This is a genomic window from Citrobacter sp. wls827, assembly GCF_005280875.1.
Lineage (GTDB): Bacteria > Pseudomonadota > Gammaproteobacteria > Enterobacterales > Enterobacteriaceae > Citrobacter > Citrobacter youngae.
Genome location: NZ_SZWR01000001.1, coordinates 335,097 through 350,998, shown reverse-complemented (window position 1 = coordinate 350,998; position 15,902 = coordinate 335,097). Strand labels below are relative to the sequence as shown.

Here is a 15,902-nt window from a genome sequence, read left to right as displayed (position 1 = left end):
GGACAGCAGGTTGTGATCTGTGTCATGTTAACAATCAGCCTGTTAAACAGGTTAACAACAACAACGCCGCAAGAACGGCGTGAGACATGACACCACAACGTTAAAATGGAGAGATTATGGGATTGCGTCAGAGTTTACGCGTCGCGACCGGGGCGCTGTTACTGGCCTGTGGATTACAATTTGCTCATGCGAACAGTGATCCGCACACCATCGTATTTGGCGTCGCGCCTGGGCCGTACGGCGATATGGTAAAACAAGCCATTGCCCCTACGCTGAAAGAGAAAGGCTATAAGGTCGTGGTGCGCGAATTCAGCGACTACGTGCAGCCTAACATGGCGCTCTCCAACGGCAGCATTGATGCCAACCTGTTCCAGCACTCGCTTTACTTTGACAAATTCACCGCCGATAAAGGCCTGAAGCTGAGCAAGCTGATTGTGGTTCCAACGGCCGGGATGGGGTTTTACTCACATAAAATCAAAAGTCTGGATGAGTTGAAAAAAGGGGATGTGATCACGCTTTCCAACGATCCCACCAACCTGGCTCGCGGTCTGCGTTTCCTGCAGTCAATTGGCCTTATCACCATCAAAGATAACATCGACCCGACTAAAGCCTCTGAGCGCGATATCGCCAGCAACCCGAAAGGGCTGGTGTTTAAACCGCTGGAAGCGGCACAGCTGCCGCGCACGCTGGACGGCGTGACCGGCGCGCTGGTCAACGGCAACTTTGCCGTAGCGGCAAAACTGGATCTTGCCAGCGCCATCAAGCAAGAGCATCTGGATGAAAATCTTAAAAATATCATTGCGGTACGCAGTGAAGATGCGGATAAACCGTTCGCCAAAGATATTGTTGAGGCGGTGAAATCTCCGGCATATCGCGCCGTGATTGACGACCCGAAAAATATCTACAGCGCCTTCCAGAAACCGGAATGGATGTCGGCAGCCCAATAATCGCTGCGCACAAGGGTTAACAGGGGCAGCGACGACTGCCCTTTTCGCATTTCTGAGGTGGCTATGATTGAGATAGAAAAGGTTTGCGTGGACTTCGCCGCAGGCCGTGGACCATCAACCCGGGCGGTTGATGACGTTAGCTTGCGCATTGGCGCAGGTGAGATATTCGGTATTGTCGGAACCAGCGGTGCGGGAAAAAGTACGCTGCTGCGCACCCTGAACGCCTTAACGCGTCCGAGCCAGGGAAGCGTAAAGGTGAACGGCGTAGAAATTTCCGCACTGGAAGGCGCGCATCTACGTAAAGCCCGTCAGCGTATAGGGATGATTTTTCAGCATTTTAATCTGATGCATACCCGCACTGTGGCGCAAAACGTTGCTTTCAGCCTGAAGGCTGCGGGCTGGGAGCGCAGCAAAATCACTCCACGCGTGGCGGAGATTCTGACGTTGGTCGGACTGGCGGATAAAGCAAACCGTTTTCCGGTTCAGCTCAGCGGCGGGCAAAAGCAGCGCGTGGGTATTGCCCGTGCGATTGCCAATCACCCGGATGTGTTGCTGTGTGATGAACCGACTTCCGCATTGGATCTGGAAACGTCAGCCACGATTCTGACGTTGCTCAAGCAGATCAACCAACAGTTGGGGATCACGATCGTGCTGATCACCCATGAGATGAACGTGATCAAATCCATTTGCGATCGCGTGGCGGTGATGTCCGGTGGCAAGGTGGTGGAGTCTGGTGAGGTGTTTGATGTTTTTGCTCACCCGCAGCACGCTTTCACTCAGCAACTGGTGTCGCATACTCTCAATCTGACGCTACCCGACCGTCTGCGCCAGCATCTGCCCGGCCAGTTGCTGAAAATTCTGTTCATCGGTGATTCGGCAGAACAGCCGGTGTTGTCAGACGTGGCGGTTAAATTTGGCGTGGCGGTGAACATTCTGCACGGCAAAATTGAATATATCGGCGAACGTGCGCTGGGGATTCTGGTGGTGCAACTGACCGCGCCGCATAACCCTTCTGCGGTGGATGTCGCCGTGGAACATATTCGTCAACGTACTGCACAGGTGGAGGTGATTCGTGGATGATTTATTGCCTGATTTGACGCTGGCGTTTAATGAAACCTTCCAGATGCTGAGCATCTCTACGCTGTTGGCGATTATTGGCGGTCTGCCGCTCGGTTTTCTTATTTTCGTTACCGATCGGCATTTATTCTGGCAAAACCGTTTTGTGTATCTGCTCAGCTCCGTGCTGGTGAATATTATCCGTTCGGTGCCGTTTGTGATCCTGCTGGTTCTGTTGTTGCCGCTCACCCAGTTTTTGCTCGGCAATACCATTGGACCCATCGCGGCGTCGGTCCCACTTTCGGTAGCAGCAATTGCTTTCTATGCCCGTCTGGTTGATAGCGCGCTACGTGAAGTCGATAAAGGCATTATCGAGGCGGCGGAAGCCTTTGGCGCCAGCCCGATGCGCATCATCTGCACCGTTCTGTTACCGGAGGCGAGCGCGGGTCTGCTGCGTGGGTTGACGATAACGCTGGTGAGTTTGATCGGTTACTCCGCAATGGCTGGGATCGTTGGCGGCGGCGGGGTAGGCGACCTGGCGATTCGCTTTGGTTATTACCGCTACGAAACCCAGGTCATGGTAGTCACCGTGGTGGCGTTGATTATTCTGGTGCAGGTCGTTCAGGTGCTGGGCGACTGGCTGGCGAAACGCGCAGACAAGCGCGACAGACATTGATTACTGCACGCTAAGCCAGTCAGCCACCTCCTGCCATGAGCCGCGAAAGACGATTTTCGCGGCTTTCTTTTCCAGTTGATAGCGATACATCGGGTCGTAATATTCGTTGAGCAACGGCACCAGCCAGCCCATATGCGCGTCGGTACTGCCGTTGGCTTGTTGCTCTTGCAGGGCGACGTCGAGCAGTGCGGTCAGCTCGGCAAAACGCTGTAAACCCAGACGGCGGCGGATAGCAAACAGGCCGTGATGCAAATATTCACAGTACTCCTGCCAGCCCTGATTCTCGCCATAAACGTGGGTGAAATCGTGGTGCATACGGACAAAATACTCTTCGCGCAGGCGCTCCAGGCGTAGCTCAAAAGGATCGTCCACCACCGCAATAGATGCCTGGGTCATGCGCTCGCGCAGGCATTCGGGCAGATGATTAGCGCCGATCATGCGGCCTTCGTCCTCAAGTACCCACAGACGCAGATCCTGACGGCTGTCGGTTTTCAACATTTCGACCGCCAGCAGGTTTTCAAAGCTTGCCTGGCTCAGCTGCGGCTCAACGGTGCGACCAAACGAGGAACCGCGATGGTGCGCCAGACCTTCAAGGTCAATGCCGTTCGGCTGCTGTTGCACCAACTGCGTTTTACCGTTCCCGGTACAGCCGCCAATTAAGACAATCGGTTTTTGCACCAGTTCTTCCGTCAGTTGAATCGCTGCCTGGCGCAATGCTTTATAACCGCCTTGTATTAGCGGGTAGTCAGTACCGGACTCGTGCAGCCACTGCTGCACAATGTGCGAACGCTGGCCGCCGCGCGCGCAACATAAGTAGCCCGCAGGATTTTGACGACAGGCATTAAGCCAGGCCTTCATGCGTTGCTGGCGAGTCTCGCCACAAACCAGTTGATGGCCAAGCGCGAGGGCGGCCTCAGGCCCCTGACGTTTATAACAGGTACCTACGGCGGCACGTTCGTCATCGTTCATTAAGGGAAGGTTTATTGCGCCCGGCATTGCGCCCTGCTGAAATTCGACGGGGGCGCGTACATCGATTAAAGGCGTACCGGCGAGCAGAATCGCGCGATAGTCCGTTCCATCGTTCATGTTCAGTCCTGAAAATACAAAACAGCAATGGAGGGGATTTTACGCGCCAGGGGAGGGGCCGGGGAAGGATAAAATCCATTACCCGGCATTAATGGCTTATTTCAGCTTTGACTGCGCCCAGATAATGCCGCTGGCGTATTCCGGTGGCAGCAGGGGGATAAGCGCCTCCAGCGTCGCGCTAAGACGTGCAGTATCGCTGTCGCTCAGGTTCAGATGACCCACCTTACGACCTTCACGCACTTCTTTGTCATACCAGTGCAGGTGTACCAGCGGCAGCTTCAGCCAGTCGTAGTTCAGGTCGCTACCAATCAGGTTTACCATCACCGAAGGATTATTCACCACCGGAGTCGGTAATGGCAGGCTGGTAATGGCGCGCAGGTGCAGCTCAAACTGGCTGATGCTGGCGCCGTTTTGCGTCCAGTGCCCGCTGTTGTGCACGCGAGGCGCCAGTTCGTTGATCAACAGACCTTCCGGGGTGATGAAACACTCCATCGCCATCACGCCGACATACCCCAGTTCCTGCATGATGGCAGAGAGCATCGCTTCGGCCTGTTCTTGCTGTCTGGCGTTAGCCTGCGGGAAGACCACGCTGGTGCGCAGAATACCGTCCTGGTGCAGGTTATGGGTCAGCGGATAGAAGACGGTGCTGCCGTCGTGCGCACGAGCGCCTACCAGCGACACTTCACCAGAGAAATTGATTCCCTGCTCGACGATACACTCGCCGTAGCAATCATCCGGCAGTTGTTCGGTTTCATTGGCGCGTAAACGCCACTGTCCACGACCGTCGTAGCCGCCGACGCGACGCTTGACGATCGCCAGCGCACCCAGTTTGTCGAATACCGCAGGCCACTCGCTTTTATCCGCCAACAGTTGCCACGGCGCGGTCGCCAGACCGAGCTTGTCAAAAAGCTGCTTTTGCGTGAGACGGTCGGCAATAATCGGGAAGACGTCGCGGTTAACAAACGCCGGGTGGCGCGCCAGTTCGCGGGTGAGTGCCGTTTCCGGCCAGCGCTCAATCTCAGCGGTGATCACGCTTTGCTGAAAAGGGACAGCAGCCGGTTCAGCGTCCAGTCCGACGGGCCAGACCGAAATGCCCAGCGGCTCGCCGGCCTGACGCAACATGCGCCCTAACTGACCGTTACCGAGTACGCAGACCTGCTTCATGCCGCACCTCGCGGGTCCGGGTTCTCCAGTACCTCATCGGTTTGCGCTTTGCGCCAGTCGCTCAGACGCTGATGTAATGCTTTGTCGTGTGTTGCCAGAATTTGTGCTGCCAGCAGGGCCGCATTTGCCGCACCCGCTTTGCCGATCGCCAGTGTTCCAACGGGAATGCCGCGCGGCATTTGAACAATGGAGTAGAGGCTATCTACGCCACTCAACGCTGCGCTTTGCACCGGAACGCCTAACACGGGGATCAGCGTTTTCGCTGCAATCATGCCCGGCAGATGCGCTGCGCCGCCAGCACCGGCAATAATCACCTGATAACCGTTCTCTTCAGCGCTTTCGGCGAAGCTGAACAGTTTATCAGGGGTACGGTGAGCGGAGACGACTTCAACATGATGCGGAACGTCCAGCATTTCGAAGATTTCGGCGGCGAACTGCATGGTAGCCCAGTCGCTTTTGGACCCCATCACGATGGCGACTCGCGCCGGATTATTGCGGGAAGACATGCGTCTAAAAACTCCTGTGGGTGTGCTTCACACTGCTTTAGAGGCGAGAGAGAATAGCACGTTTTAAAAACAAGGAAAACGATTGCGTTGCGTGTATGCAGACGTTTTCAGCCGTGATTAAAACGGAAAAGCGATCAGTTCAACGTCGTCAGGTGTGACTTTAATCATCGAACCTTCGGTGTGCCAGGCACCTAACACCACGCGGAAAGCGGGTTGCTCATTGGCCGTGAGTTCGTGGACAGCAGGACGGTGTGTATGTCCGTGAATTAACCACTGGACCTGATGTTTCTCCATTTCGGCAATGACGGCCTGTGGATTCACATCCATGATCTCCAGCGATTTACTGCTGTTGGCGGCAAGGCTTCCGGCGCGCATCTTCGCGGCAATACGTTGGCGAATGAATAACGGCAGGGAGAGAAACAATTTTTGTAGCCAGGGCTGATGAACCTTAGCCCGAAACGCCTGATAGCCTGCGTCGTCGGTGCACAAGGTGTCGCCATGCATGATCAGTACCTTGCGACCATACAGGTTGAGCACTTTTTCCTGAGGTAACAGGGTCATGCCGCTCTCACGGGCAAAACGCTTGCCGATCAGAAAATCACGGTTGCCGTGAATAAAAAAGCAGGGAACGCCGGAATCCGTCAGCGCTTTTATCGCTGCGGCCATTTCACGATGTAGGGGATTGGGATCGTCATCGCCTATCCAGGCCTCAAACAGATCGCCAAGAATGTACAGCGCATCAGCCTTTCGTGCATCGCCGGCTAAAAAACGCAGAAAACCGGCGGTGATCGCCGGTTCTTCCGTGCAGAGATGAAGATCTGCAATAAACAGTGTTGTCACGATTACTCGCTGACGGTCACGTTTTCGATGATAACGTCTTCTTTTGGTACGTCCTGATGCATACCGCTGCGACCGGTGGAAACGCCTTTGATTTTATCAACGACATCCATACCTTCGACAACTTCAGCGAACACACAGTAACCCCAGCCCTGCATGCTTTCGCCGGAGAAGTTCAGGAAGTCGTTGTCGGCAACGTTGATGAAAAACTGAGCAGTCGCGGAGTGCGGAGCCTGAGTACGCGCCATTGCCAGCGTTCCACGGGTGTTTTTCAGACCGTTGTTGGCTTCGTTTTTGATAGCCTCTTTCGTGGCTTTTTGCTTCATGCCCGGCTCAAAACCGCCGCCCTGGATCATGAAACCATTAATAACACGGTGGAAAATGGTGTTGTTGTAAAAACCTTCGCGGCAGTAGTCCAGGAAGTTTTTAACTGTTTCAGGCGCTTTATCATCAAACGTTTTGATTACGATATCGCCGTGATTAGTGTGGAAAGTAACCATTTTTGCATCCTGTTCCGATAGAGTGGTGCTTCGACCCTGGTCAGGGTCACATGATAGGGGCTTGTTATAGCATAACCGCAAGGTTCGATCACCTTGCAAAGTGTGCTGCTTCGGGGCCAATTTATAGGTATTATAGGGCTTTGTTATCCACACACGTCTACACGGAATCTTCGATGTTAAAAATCTTTAATACACTGACGCGCCAAAAAGAGGAATTCAAACCCATTCATGCCGGGGAAGTCGGCATGTACGTGTGTGGCATCACCGTTTACGATCTCTGTCATATTGGACACGGGCGTACCTTTGTTTCTTTCGACGTTGTTGCCCGTTATCTGCGTTTCCTCGGCTACAAGCTGAAGTATGTGCGCAACATTACCGATATCGACGACAAAATCATTAAGCGCGCGAATGAAAATGGCGAGAGCTTTGTGGCGCTGGTTGATCGCATGATTGCGGAAATGCACAACGATTTCGATGCGCTGAATATTCTGCGCCCGGATCTTGAACCGCGCGCGACGCACCATATCGCCGAGATTATCGAAATCACCGAACAGCTGATTGCCAAAGGTCACGCTTACGTTGCTGATAACGGTGACGTGATGTTTGACGTGCCGACTGACCCGAACTACGGTCAACTGTCCCGCCAGGATCTGGATCAGCTGCAGGCGGGTGCGCGTGTTGACGTGGTTGATGTGAAGCGTAACCCGATGGACTTCGTGCTGTGGAAAATGTCCAAAGAAGGCGAGCCGAGCTGGCCGTCTCCATGGGGGGCAGGTCGTCCTGGCTGGCACATTGAATGTTCTGCGATGAACTGCAAACAGCTGGGTAATCATTTCGATATTCACGGCGGCGGCTCCGACCTGATGTTCCCGCACCATGAAAACGAAATTGCTCAGTCCACCTGTGCGCATGACGGTGAATACGTTAATTACTGGATGCACTCCGGGATGGTGATGGTTGACCGTGAGAAAATGTCCAAATCGCTGGGCAACTTCTTTACCGTGCGCGACGTGCTGAAATACTACGATGCCGAAACCATTCGCTACTTCCTGATGTCCGGCCATTATCGCAGCCAGTTGAACTACAGCGAAGAGAACCTGAAACAGGCACGCTCTGCGCTGGAGCGTCTGTACACCGCGCTGCGCGGCACTGACAAGTCCGTTGCTCCAGCCGGTGGCGAAGCCTTTGAAGCGCGCTTCATTGAAGCGATGGATGACGACTTCAACACGCCGGAAGCCTACTCCGTGCTGTTTGATATGGCGCGTGAGGTTAACCGTCTGAAGGGCGAAGATATGGCGGCAGCTAACGCTATGGCTGCGCATCTGCGTAAGCTGTCCGGCGTGCTGGGCCTGCTGGAACAGGAGCCAGAAGCCTTCCTGCAAAGCGGTGCGCAGGCGGATGATGGTGAAGTTGCTGAAATTGAAGCGTTAATCCAACAACGTCTGGATGCCCGTAAGGCGAAAGACTGGGCGGCAGCTGACGCCGCGCGCGATCGTCTCAACGAGATGGGCATCGTGCTGGAAGACGGTCCGCAGGGCACCACCTGGCGTCGTAAGTAAATCTCTATATTGCCGGATGGCGGCTAGTGCCTTATCCGGCCTACGATGGAATGATCGGTAGGCCTGATAAGCGTAGCGCCATCAGGCACTATTAATGACGTCTGTACCACCATAACACACCCATCATGACGGCTCCTGGCAGCCATACCCATATTAGCTCCGAAAGAATAACCTGATGCCCGTACGGCGTGGCGTAGCGCGATAGCGCAAACGGGGCGACCTTAATGACCTGCCACGGTGCGAAGAAGCGTTCATCTGACCACGGCCACAGCCAGCCGACGCCTTTTCCCCCGGTAGTGACAGAATCCAGCAGGCTGTGCGACAGCAGTGAAACCGTCAGGAATAACCAGCAGCGAATCAATCCCACCTTAAACCATCGTCGGCCAATCAAAACACAGAGTAGTGGCACGACAAAGGCGAACAGCAGCGAGTGGGTAAAACCACGGTGACCAAATACGTTGCCGTAGGCGATGCCAAGCTTAAACGACAGCACGTCGGCATCCGGCAACATAGCCAGAATGACGCCAGTAAACAGTAAGCGCGGGGGGATGACTTTAAGCCCGAGACCTAACCCTAAGCAGAGTGGCACGGCCGCGTGGGTAACAATTGTTGGCATGATGATCGCTTCGTGTAGAAAAACGACATGCTAACAATTCACTGTGAAGTGGTGATGAAGTGATTATCTGAAAATGAGAGAGGAAGTGGCCGGACAGGGGGTTAGCCTCATCCGGCACCGGGGATCACGCCACGACGGTAATACTTTGGCCTTCAAAGCTTACGGTCTGTCCGGCAACGATTTTGCAGCGCTTACGCGTTTCTACTACACCATCGACCTTCACCAACCCTTCGCCAATGGCGATTTTTGCCTGGGCGCCACTTTCGCTCCAGCCTTCCAGCTTCAGCAGATCGCAGAGTTCAACATGTGGGTGTTTACCCAGTGAAAATGTGGCCATCTTAAACGTCCTTTACATCATGATATTCAACACACGCCTGCAGCGTGTTTTCGATAAGCGTGGCGACGGTCATAGGGCCAACGCCTCCCGGCACTGGCGTGATATATGACGCGCGTGCGGCAGCATCCTCAAAGACCACATCGCCAACAACCTTACCATTTTCCAGACGGTTGATGCCGACATCAATCACAATCGCACCTTCTTTAATCCACTCACCGGGAATAAAGCCTGGTTTACCGACGGCGACGATCAGCAGGTCAGCATGCTCAACGTGGCGACGCAGATCTTTGGTGAACCGGTGGGTAACGGTGGTGGTGCAGCCAGCCAGCAGCAGTTCCATGCTCATCGGGCGACCAACAATATTGGAGGCGCCAATCACCACGGCGTTCAGGCCATACGTGTCGATGTTGTAGCGTTCAAGCAGGGTCACGATACCGCGTGGGGTACATGGACGCAGGCGCGGCGCGCGTTGGCACAGGCGACCGACGTTATACGGGTGGAAACCGTCAACGTCTTTATCCGGTGCAATACGCTCCAGCACTTTGACGTTGTCGATACCCGCCGGCAACGGCAGTTGTACCAGGATACCATCGATGGTGTCATCTGCATTGAGCGTATCGATCAGCTCAAGAAGTTCCGCCTCGCTGGTGGTTTCAGGCAGGTCCCAGGAGCGGGAGACAAAACCCACTTCGTCACAAGCTTTGCGTTTACTTGCCACGTAAATCTGCGAAGCCGGGTTGCTACCTACCAGCACAACAGCCAGTCCTGGGGCGCGTAATCCAGCCGCTAAACGCGCCTGAACTTTTTGAGCAACCTCAGAGCGCACCTGCTGCGCAATCGTTTTACCGTCAATAATCTTTGCTGCCATCAGAGAGAGGATTCCGTCTGTTACGTTAAGTCGAAGGGGATGTCACTATTTTGTCAGAAGCGGGGCGTGCTGTCAGTTTTCGTTTGCGTTTTTACGTGCGGTGGAGTGTTTCGCATAGCCCGTGAGCGCGGCAACAGGTGTTGGACGCTGGTACGTAATTCATAAGCATGCTAACGAAACTTAACCTAAATGAAACAACTCATCACCCTGCTATTTTCATGGGTAATATCTCAGAAACCAGACTGTTACGTCTTGTTATGGCCGTTTTTGCCTCATTTCCATCCGGAATTTTCTTAGAGTCCAATAAGAATAAGCCAGGGTCATTAAAAGGAATTGCAGGTATTTTTCATTAATTGAAATGTTTAATTTATCCCGGTGACGAATTGTCATATTCGTGAAGATTAATTAGTGAATCAAATACTCAGGAGAGTGGGAGTACACGTTTCGCTAATTCTCTCTCGATATATATCTTTACAGGATGCAGAGATAATTTGCCTGACATTTAATGTCGATAATGATTCAAACGGATCCCGCAGGACGCTGGAGCCGGATGTGTGTAATTCAAGGGAAATCCATGAAACGTAAATTAATGACCTCTTCTGTTTTTGCCAGCATGATGTTAATGGCGGGCGCAGCGGTGGCGGCAGATCCGGTAAGCGTGAGCGGCGGTACGGTTCACTTTGAAGGTGAACTGGTCAATGCAGCCTGTGCAGTGAGCACTCAGTCAGCCGACCAGGTTGTCACATTAGGCCAATATCGTACCGCCAGCTTCACCGCAGTCGGTGACACCACGGCGCAAATTCCGTTTTCCATCGTGCTGAACGACTGTGACCCGAAAGTTGCTGCGACTGCTGCTGTTGCTTTCTCGGGCCAGACGGACCTCACCAACAACAGCCTGTTGGCTCTCTCCTCTTCGGATAACAGCACCACAGCGGGCGGCGTAGGGATCGAAATCCTGGACAACACCTCTACCGCACTGAAGCCAGATGGCGCGACCTTCTCAACCGCTCAGGCGCTTGTGGAAGGCACCAACACCCTGCGTTTCTCCGCGCGTTATAAAGCCACAGCAACCAGCGCCACGCCGGGTCAGGCAAATGCGGATGCGACCTTCATCATGAAGTACGAATAAGCCGTTTGATTCTTGCAGGGAAGACTACCGCCTCATGGGATGAGGCACTATCCGGGGATGATGAAGGATGTGGCAGATGATAGGGAAAGGCGTAGCGCTGGCGGGAATGGTCTGCGTAATGCCGGCGTTTGCTCACACCGTGATACTGGAAAGTGGCCGTCTTCATTTACGTGGGCAACTGGTTAATGGTGCCTGTACGGTTGCCACAGACAGCCAGAGCTTACGGGTGCAGATGGGGCAGTACCGCACTAACGCGTTTTCCGGGACGGGAAGTTTTGCTTCTACCAGCGTACCGTTTTCGCTGCGACTAACGTCGTGCAGTGCTGATGTTTATGACCATGTGGGGATTGCCTTTGCGGGCGTTACGCCAGCCGAAGATCCACAGGTCTTTCTTGCCAGCGGCGATGCGTCTGCGGTTTCGGGGATTGGTCTGGCGTTGTTTGATGAGCGACAGCGACAAATAATTCCGAATGCGCTGCCGCTTCATTATGCCCCGATTTTAACGCAAGAGATGACGTTTCATTTCACTGCTCGCTATCGGGCTGTCTCGGAATATATAACGCCGGGAACGCTTCGTTCAGATGTGTGGTTTACGTTGGTGTATCCCTGATTTATTTCCTAACGATAATCACGCCAAAGGTATTTGTAGCTATGTTTAATTATCTAAAATCAGGCTTTATCATTTTACTGGCCTTATTTTCTGCCACCAGTGTGCAGGCATCTGGTGGAATTGCATTAGGTGCAACTCGCGTTATTTATCCTGCCGAGGCTAAACAAACGTCCCTCGCCATTAGTAATAGTGATACCAAAGAACGTTTCCTGATTAATTCATGGATAGAGAACAGCGCAGGCGTCAAAGATAAATCGTTTGTGGTCACACCGCCGCTGTTTGTCAGTGAACCTAAAAGCGAAAACACGCTGCGTATCATCTACGCGGGCGAGCCGCTGCCCAAAGACCGTGAATCGCTGTTCTGGATGAATGTGAAGGCTATTCCGTCGGTCAATAAAAATAGCCTTGAGGGGAAAAACGTTCTGCAACTGGCGATTTTGTCGCGCATCAAACTCTTTGTCCGCCCAAATAATCTGCCACAAATCGCGGAAGATGCGCCAGGCATGCTGCAGTTTTCCCGTACCGGCAACCACCTGAAAATCACCAACCCGTCAGCGTATTACGTCACGCTGGTCAATCTCAATGTCGGAAATACGAAGATTGATAACGTTATGGTTGCGCCAAAAAATGACACGCAGGTCCTGTTGCCGACTGGCGTTCAGGGAAACGTTACGTTCCAGACGGTGAACGATTATGGCGCAGTCACCACCGCTAAAACGGTTAGCGTGCGTTGAGAAAACGATGAATAAGACAACGTATTTTCCTGGCCTGTTACCGGGGGTTACGCCACCGCTGGCGGGGGTGGCGTTGTCCACGCTGGCCGCGCTCTTTCCCTCCTTCAGCCAGGGTGAAAGCTATTTCAATCCGGCGTTTTTATCTGCCGATACTGCTACTGTGGCGGATTTGTCTCGTTTCGAAAAAGGGAATCACCAGCCTGAAGGCGTTTATCGTGTGGATATTTGGCGCAATGATGAGTTTGTGGCCACCCAGGATATTCGTTTCGCCACCAGCGCGGGGAAAGCCGGAGAAAAATCCGGCGGGCTGATGCCGTGCTTTGATCTCGACTGGGTTAAACGCCTTGGCGTCAATATCACTGCGTTTCCGGCACTCAGTCAGGATGCGAACAATACCTGTATTAATTTGCCAGAGGCGATTCCTGGTAGCGAAATTGCCTTCGATTTTTCTACACTGCGTTTAAATGTCAGCCTGCCGCAAGCCTCAATGTTGAACAGTGCGCGTGGCTATATTCCGCCAGAGGAGTGGGATGAAGGTATTCCGGCGGCGCTGGTTAACTACAGCTTTACCGGCAGTCGCGGCAGCGATACCGACAGCTATTTCTTAAGCATGTTAAGCGGCCTGAACTATGGCCCATGGCGGCTGAGGAATAACGGTGCATGGAACTACTCGAAAGGTGACGGCTACCATTCGCAAAGCTGGAAAAATATTGGCACATGGCTTCAGCGCGCGATTATTCCGCTGAAGGGTGAGCTGGTTATGGGGGACAGCAACACCGGCAACGACGTTTTTGACAGTATCGGTTTTCGTGGTGCTCGTCTCTATTCGTCCGACAGCATGTATCCCGACAGCTTACAGGGCTATGCGCCAACCGTCCGTGGGATTGCGCGTACCGCAGCGAAACTGACTATTCGCCAGAATGGCTACGTGATTTATCAAAGCTATGTTTCGCCAGGCGCTTTTTCGATAACCGATCTTAACCCCACCTCGTCGAGTGGTGACCTGGACGTAACGGTTGATGAGAAGGACGGCAGTCAACAGCGCTATACGGTGCCGTATTCCACGGTACCTCTGCTCCAGCGTGAAGGACGTTTCAAATATGACGTTGTCGCCGGGGATTTTCGCAGCGGTAATAGCCAGCAGTCTTCGCCATTCTTTTTCCAGGGAACGTTAATTGCCGGGTTACCAGAAGGTTACACCGCGTATGGCGGCACGCAGTTAGCTTCACGCTACACCGCACTGGTGTTAGGTACTGGCCGCAACCTGGGTGACTGGGGAGCCGTCTCTGTCGATTTAACGCATGCCCGGAGCCAACTGGCGGATGACAGTACGCATCAGGGGCAATCGCTGCGTTTTCTGTATGCAAAATCACTGAACAACTTCGGTACCAACTTCCAGCTGTTGGGGTACCGCTATTCGACGCGCGGGTTTTATACCCTCGATGATGTGGCGTATCGCAGTATGGAAGGTTACGAGTACGAATATGACAGCGAAGGGAATCGCCACGATGTTCCACAGGTGAAGAGCTACCACAATCTGAGCTACAGCAAAAAGGGACGTTTTCAGATCAACATTTCGCAGAACCTTGGCGATTACGGATCACTCTATGTATCGGGTAGCCAGCAAACGTACTGGAACACCTCAGATACCAATACCTGGTACCAGCTGGGGTATGCCAGCGGTTGGCAGGGGATTAGCTATTCACTCTCCTGGTCATGGAATGAATCGGTCGGGATCTCTGATACCGACCGCATCCTGGCCTTCAATGTGTCTGTACCGTTCAGTCTGCTGACCGGGCGGCGCTACTCGCGTGATAACGCACTCGATCGCACCTACGCCACTTTCAATGCGAACCGTAACAGCAATGGACAAAACAGCTGGCAAAGCGGTATTGGCGGCACGCTGTTAGATGGACGCAATCTCAGCTACAGCGTTAATCAGGGACACAGCAGCTCCAACGGATACAGCGGGAGCGCTAACGCGAACTGGCAGGCGGCCTATGGCACGCTGGGCGTGGGTTACAACTATGACCGTGACCAGCATGACTATAACTGGCAACTCTCCGGTGGCGTCATCGGACATGCGGACGGCATTACGCTCAGCCAACCACTGGGCGATACCAACGTACTGATAAAAGCACCTGGGGCCCAGGGGGTGCGGATAGAAAACCAGACCGGCGTGCAGACCGACTGGCGTGGCTACGCGGTCATGCCGTATGCCACAGTTTATCGTTACAACCGCGTCGCGCTGGATACCAATTCAATGAATAACAACACCGATGTGGAAAATAACGTTAGCAGCGTCGTGCCCACGCAGGGGGCACTGGTACGTGCGGCGTTTGATACACGCATTGGCGTGCGGGCGCTTATCACGGTTAACCGGGATGGAAAACCGGTGCCATTTGGGTCGGTGGTTCGCGAAACCACGAGCGGCGTCACCAGCATGGTCGGTGAGGATGGACAAATTTATCTGAGTGGTCTGCCGCTCAAAGGCAACTTGTTGATCCAATGGGGTGAAGGCGCAAATGCACGCTGTGAAGCGCACTATACCTTGCCTGAAGAGAGCCTGAAACAGGCTGTAACGCTCACCAACGTGATGTGCCAACGACCGTCGGCACGACAGGGATAATATGATGAAACGACAAACCGGTTTGCTACTGGGAAGCGCTTTAATGCTTATAGCTAATACGTCATGGGCGACGGTCTGCCATAACTCGAACGGAACGCCAACGGACGTTTATTACGATCTGTCGAATGTGTTTAACAGCAGCAATAACCAACCGGGCCAGGTAGTGACATTGCCTGAAAAGTCAGGCTGGGTTGGGGTGAATGCAACCTGCCCAGCAGGGACGACGGTGAATTACACCTACCGAAGTTATGTGACAGAACTCCCCGTGCAAAGTACGGAAAATAACTTTCAGTATCTGAAACTCAATGATTACCTGTTGGGGGCCATGAGTATTACCGATAGCTACGCGGGGTTGTTTTATCCTCCACGTAATTATATCCGCATGGGGAATCACCCAAACGTTTCCAAACAGCAGCCTTTTGGCGTGATGGATTCGAAGCTGGTGTTTAAATTAAAAGTGATTCGTTCATTTATCAACATGGTGCCGATCCCGCGACAGACGATGTTCAGCGTCTATGTCACTACCAGCACGGGAGATGCGCTGAGTACGCCGGTTTACACCATAAGCTACAGCGGCAAGGTGGAAGTTCCACAAAACTGCGAGGTGAATGCCGGGCAAATCGTGGAGTTTGATTTTGGCGATATTGG

Annotated in this window: 16 protein-coding genes and 1 pseudogene; 9 read left to right on the top strand and 8 right to left on the bottom strand. The window is 53.4% G+C overall.

The window, feature by feature from the left end; translation table 11 throughout:
* Positions 1-116 precede the first annotated feature (116 nt).
* The 3 genes from FDX03_RS01630 (at position 117) to FDX03_RS01620 (ending at position 2,679) form a co-directional block, all read left to right on the top strand.
* The gene (locus FDX03_RS01630; RefSeq protein ID WP_040232652.1) at positions 117-947 is read left to right on the top strand and encodes a MetQ/NlpA family ABC transporter substrate-binding protein; all 831 of its coding nucleotides are present in this window, start codon (positions 117-119) and stop codon (positions 945-947) included.
* 63 nt (positions 948-1,010) lie between these two features.
* Positions 1,011-2,027: a virulence-associated ABC transporter ATP-binding protein SfbB gene (gene sfbB / locus FDX03_RS01625; RefSeq protein WP_137345387.1), complete on the top strand. Its 1,017-nt coding sequence runs from the start codon at positions 1,011-1,013 to the stop codon at positions 2,025-2,027.
* Complete coding sequence (locus FDX03_RS01620) at positions 2,020-2,679, top strand: methionine ABC transporter permease (RefSeq protein WP_048212383.1); 660 nt, start codon at positions 2,020-2,022, stop codon at positions 2,677-2,679. Before sfbB ends, FDX03_RS01620 begins: the two co-directional genes overlap by 8 nt.
* On the opposite strand, the gene mnmH is transcribed toward FDX03_RS01620, so the two are convergent.
* The 5 genes from mnmH to ppiB form a co-directional block, all read right to left on the bottom strand.
* Positions 2,680-3,765 carry a tRNA 2-selenouridine(34) synthase MnmH gene (mnmH, locus tag FDX03_RS01615; RefSeq protein ID WP_101741759.1) on the bottom strand — a complete coding sequence of 362 codons (1,086 nt, stop codon included), beginning with the start codon at positions 3,763-3,765 and terminating at the stop codon, positions 2,680-2,682.
* Between the two features lie 96 nt (positions 3,766-3,861).
* A complete protein-coding gene (gene purK / locus FDX03_RS01610; protein WP_124021340.1) occupies positions 3,862-4,929 on the bottom strand; it encodes a 5-(carboxyamino)imidazole ribonucleotide synthase in 1,068 nt (355 codons plus the stop codon).
* Entirely contained in the window at positions 4,926-5,435 is a 510-nt protein-coding gene (purE, locus tag FDX03_RS01605) for a 5-(carboxyamino)imidazole ribonucleotide mutase (RefSeq protein WP_137345386.1), read from the bottom strand. Before purE ends, purK begins: the two co-directional genes overlap by 4 nt.
* A 117-nt stretch (positions 5,436-5,552) precedes the next feature.
* On the bottom strand, positions 5,553-6,275 hold the full coding sequence (gene lpxH, locus FDX03_RS01600) for a UDP-2,3-diacylglucosamine diphosphatase (protein WP_048212380.1): 723 nt from the start codon (positions 6,273-6,275) through the stop codon (positions 5,553-5,555).
* Positions 6,276-6,277: 2 nt separating this feature from the next.
* Positions 6,278-6,772 (bottom strand): peptidylprolyl isomerase B, encoded by a 495-nt coding sequence (ppiB, locus tag FDX03_RS01595; protein ID WP_003021875.1) that lies wholly within the window; start codon positions 6,770-6,772, stop codon positions 6,278-6,280.
* A gap of 173 nt (positions 6,773-6,945) precedes the next feature.
* On the opposite strand from ppiB, the gene cysS reads away from it, so the two are divergent.
* Complete coding sequence (gene cysS / locus FDX03_RS01590) at positions 6,946-8,331, top strand: cysteine--tRNA ligase (RefSeq protein WP_048212379.1); 1,386 nt, start codon at positions 6,946-6,948, stop codon at positions 8,329-8,331.
* A 91-nt stretch (positions 8,332-8,422) separates the two neighbouring features.
* Here cysS and FDX03_RS01585 read toward each other — a convergent pair whose 3' ends face one another.
* The 3 genes from FDX03_RS01585 to folD form a co-directional block, all read right to left on the bottom strand.
* Positions 8,423-8,947, bottom strand: coding sequence for a metal-dependent hydrolase (locus FDX03_RS01585; RefSeq protein WP_137345385.1), 525 nt, complete (start codon positions 8,945-8,947; stop codon positions 8,423-8,425).
* Positions 8,948-9,071: 124 nt separating this feature from the next.
* The gene (gene ybcJ / locus FDX03_RS01580) at positions 9,072-9,284 is read right to left on the bottom strand and encodes a ribosome-associated protein YbcJ (RefSeq protein ID WP_048212377.1); all 213 of its coding nucleotides are present in this window, start codon (positions 9,282-9,284) and stop codon (positions 9,072-9,074) included.
* A gap of 1 nt (position 9,285) precedes the next feature.
* Positions 9,286-10,152, bottom strand: coding sequence for a bifunctional methylenetetrahydrofolate dehydrogenase/methenyltetrahydrofolate cyclohydrolase FolD (gene folD, locus FDX03_RS01575; RefSeq protein WP_137345384.1), 867 nt, complete (start codon positions 10,150-10,152; stop codon positions 9,286-9,288).
* Positions 10,153-10,726: 574 nt separating this feature from the next.
* Here folD and fimA point away from each other — a divergent pair.
* From fimA to fimH, 5 genes and pseudogenes are all read left to right on the top strand, one after another.
* Positions 10,727-11,281 (top strand): type 1 fimbrial major subunit FimA, encoded by a 555-nt coding sequence (gene fimA / locus FDX03_RS01570; protein WP_005122056.1) that lies wholly within the window; start codon positions 10,727-10,729, stop codon positions 11,279-11,281.
* A 76-nt stretch (positions 11,282-11,357) separates the two neighbouring features.
* Complete coding sequence (gene fimI, locus FDX03_RS01565) at positions 11,358-11,891, top strand: type 1 fimbrial protein subunit FimI (RefSeq protein ID WP_048212376.1); 534 nt, start codon at positions 11,358-11,360, stop codon at positions 11,889-11,891.
* A 41-nt stretch (positions 11,892-11,932) separates the two neighbouring features.
* Positions 11,933-12,625, top strand: a complete 693-nt coding sequence (gene fimC, locus FDX03_RS01560) for a type 1 fimbria chaperone FimC (protein WP_005122054.1) — start codon at positions 11,933-11,935, stop codon at positions 12,623-12,625.
* A gap of 7 nt (positions 12,626-12,632) precedes the next feature.
* Entirely contained in the window at positions 12,633-15,254 is a 2,622-nt protein-coding gene (locus FDX03_RS01555) for a fimbrial biogenesis usher protein (protein WP_061067462.1), read from the top strand.
* Between the two features lie 43 nt (positions 15,255-15,297).
* A pseudogene (gene fimH, locus FDX03_RS22925) lies at positions 15,298-15,902 on the top strand (type 1 fimbrin D-mannose specific adhesin FimH); the annotation flags it as partial.

Bases quoted from the DNA above. Each gene is read 5' to 3' on its own strand.
- cysS (WP_048212379.1), top strand. From the start codon at position 6,946: ATGTTAAAAATCTTTAATACACTGACGCGCCAAAAAGAGGAATTCAAA.
- fimA (WP_005122056.1), top strand. From the start codon at position 10,727: ATGAAACGTAAATTAATGACCTCTTCTGTTTTTGCCAGCATGATGTTA.
- mnmH (WP_101741759.1), bottom strand. From the start codon at position 3,765: ATGAACGATGGAACGGACTATCGCGCGATTCTGCTCGCCGGTACGCCT.
- folD (WP_137345384.1), bottom strand. From the start codon at position 10,152: ATGGCAGCAAAGATTATTGACGGTAAAACGATTGCGCAGCAGGTGCGC.
- sfbB (WP_137345387.1), top strand. From the start codon at position 1,011: ATGATTGAGATAGAAAAGGTTTGCGTGGACTTCGCCGCAGGCCGTGGA.
- ybcJ (WP_048212377.1), bottom strand. From the start codon at position 9,284: ATGGCCACATTTTCACTGGGTAAACACCCACATGTTGAACTCTGCGAT.
- FDX03_RS01630 (WP_040232652.1), top strand. From the start codon at position 117: ATGGGATTGCGTCAGAGTTTACGCGTCGCGACCGGGGCGCTGTTACTG.
- FDX03_RS01555 (WP_061067462.1), top strand. From the start codon at position 12,633: ATGAATAAGACAACGTATTTTCCTGGCCTGTTACCGGGGGTTACGCCA.
- fimI (WP_048212376.1), top strand. From the start codon at position 11,358: ATGATAGGGAAAGGCGTAGCGCTGGCGGGAATGGTCTGCGTAATGCCG.
- purE (WP_137345386.1), bottom strand. From the start codon at position 5,435: ATGTCTTCCCGCAATAATCCGGCGCGAGTCGCCATCGTGATGGGGTCC.
- fimC (WP_005122054.1), top strand. From the start codon at position 11,933: ATGTTTAATTATCTAAAATCAGGCTTTATCATTTTACTGGCCTTATTT.
- FDX03_RS01585 (WP_137345385.1), bottom strand. From the start codon at position 8,947: ATGCCAACAATTGTTACCCACGCGGCCGTGCCACTCTGCTTAGGGTTA.
- ppiB (WP_003021875.1), bottom strand. From the start codon at position 6,772: ATGGTTACTTTCCACACTAATCACGGCGATATCGTAATCAAAACGTTT.
- purK (WP_124021340.1), bottom strand. From the start codon at position 4,929: ATGAAGCAGGTCTGCGTACTCGGTAACGGTCAGTTAGGGCGCATGTTG.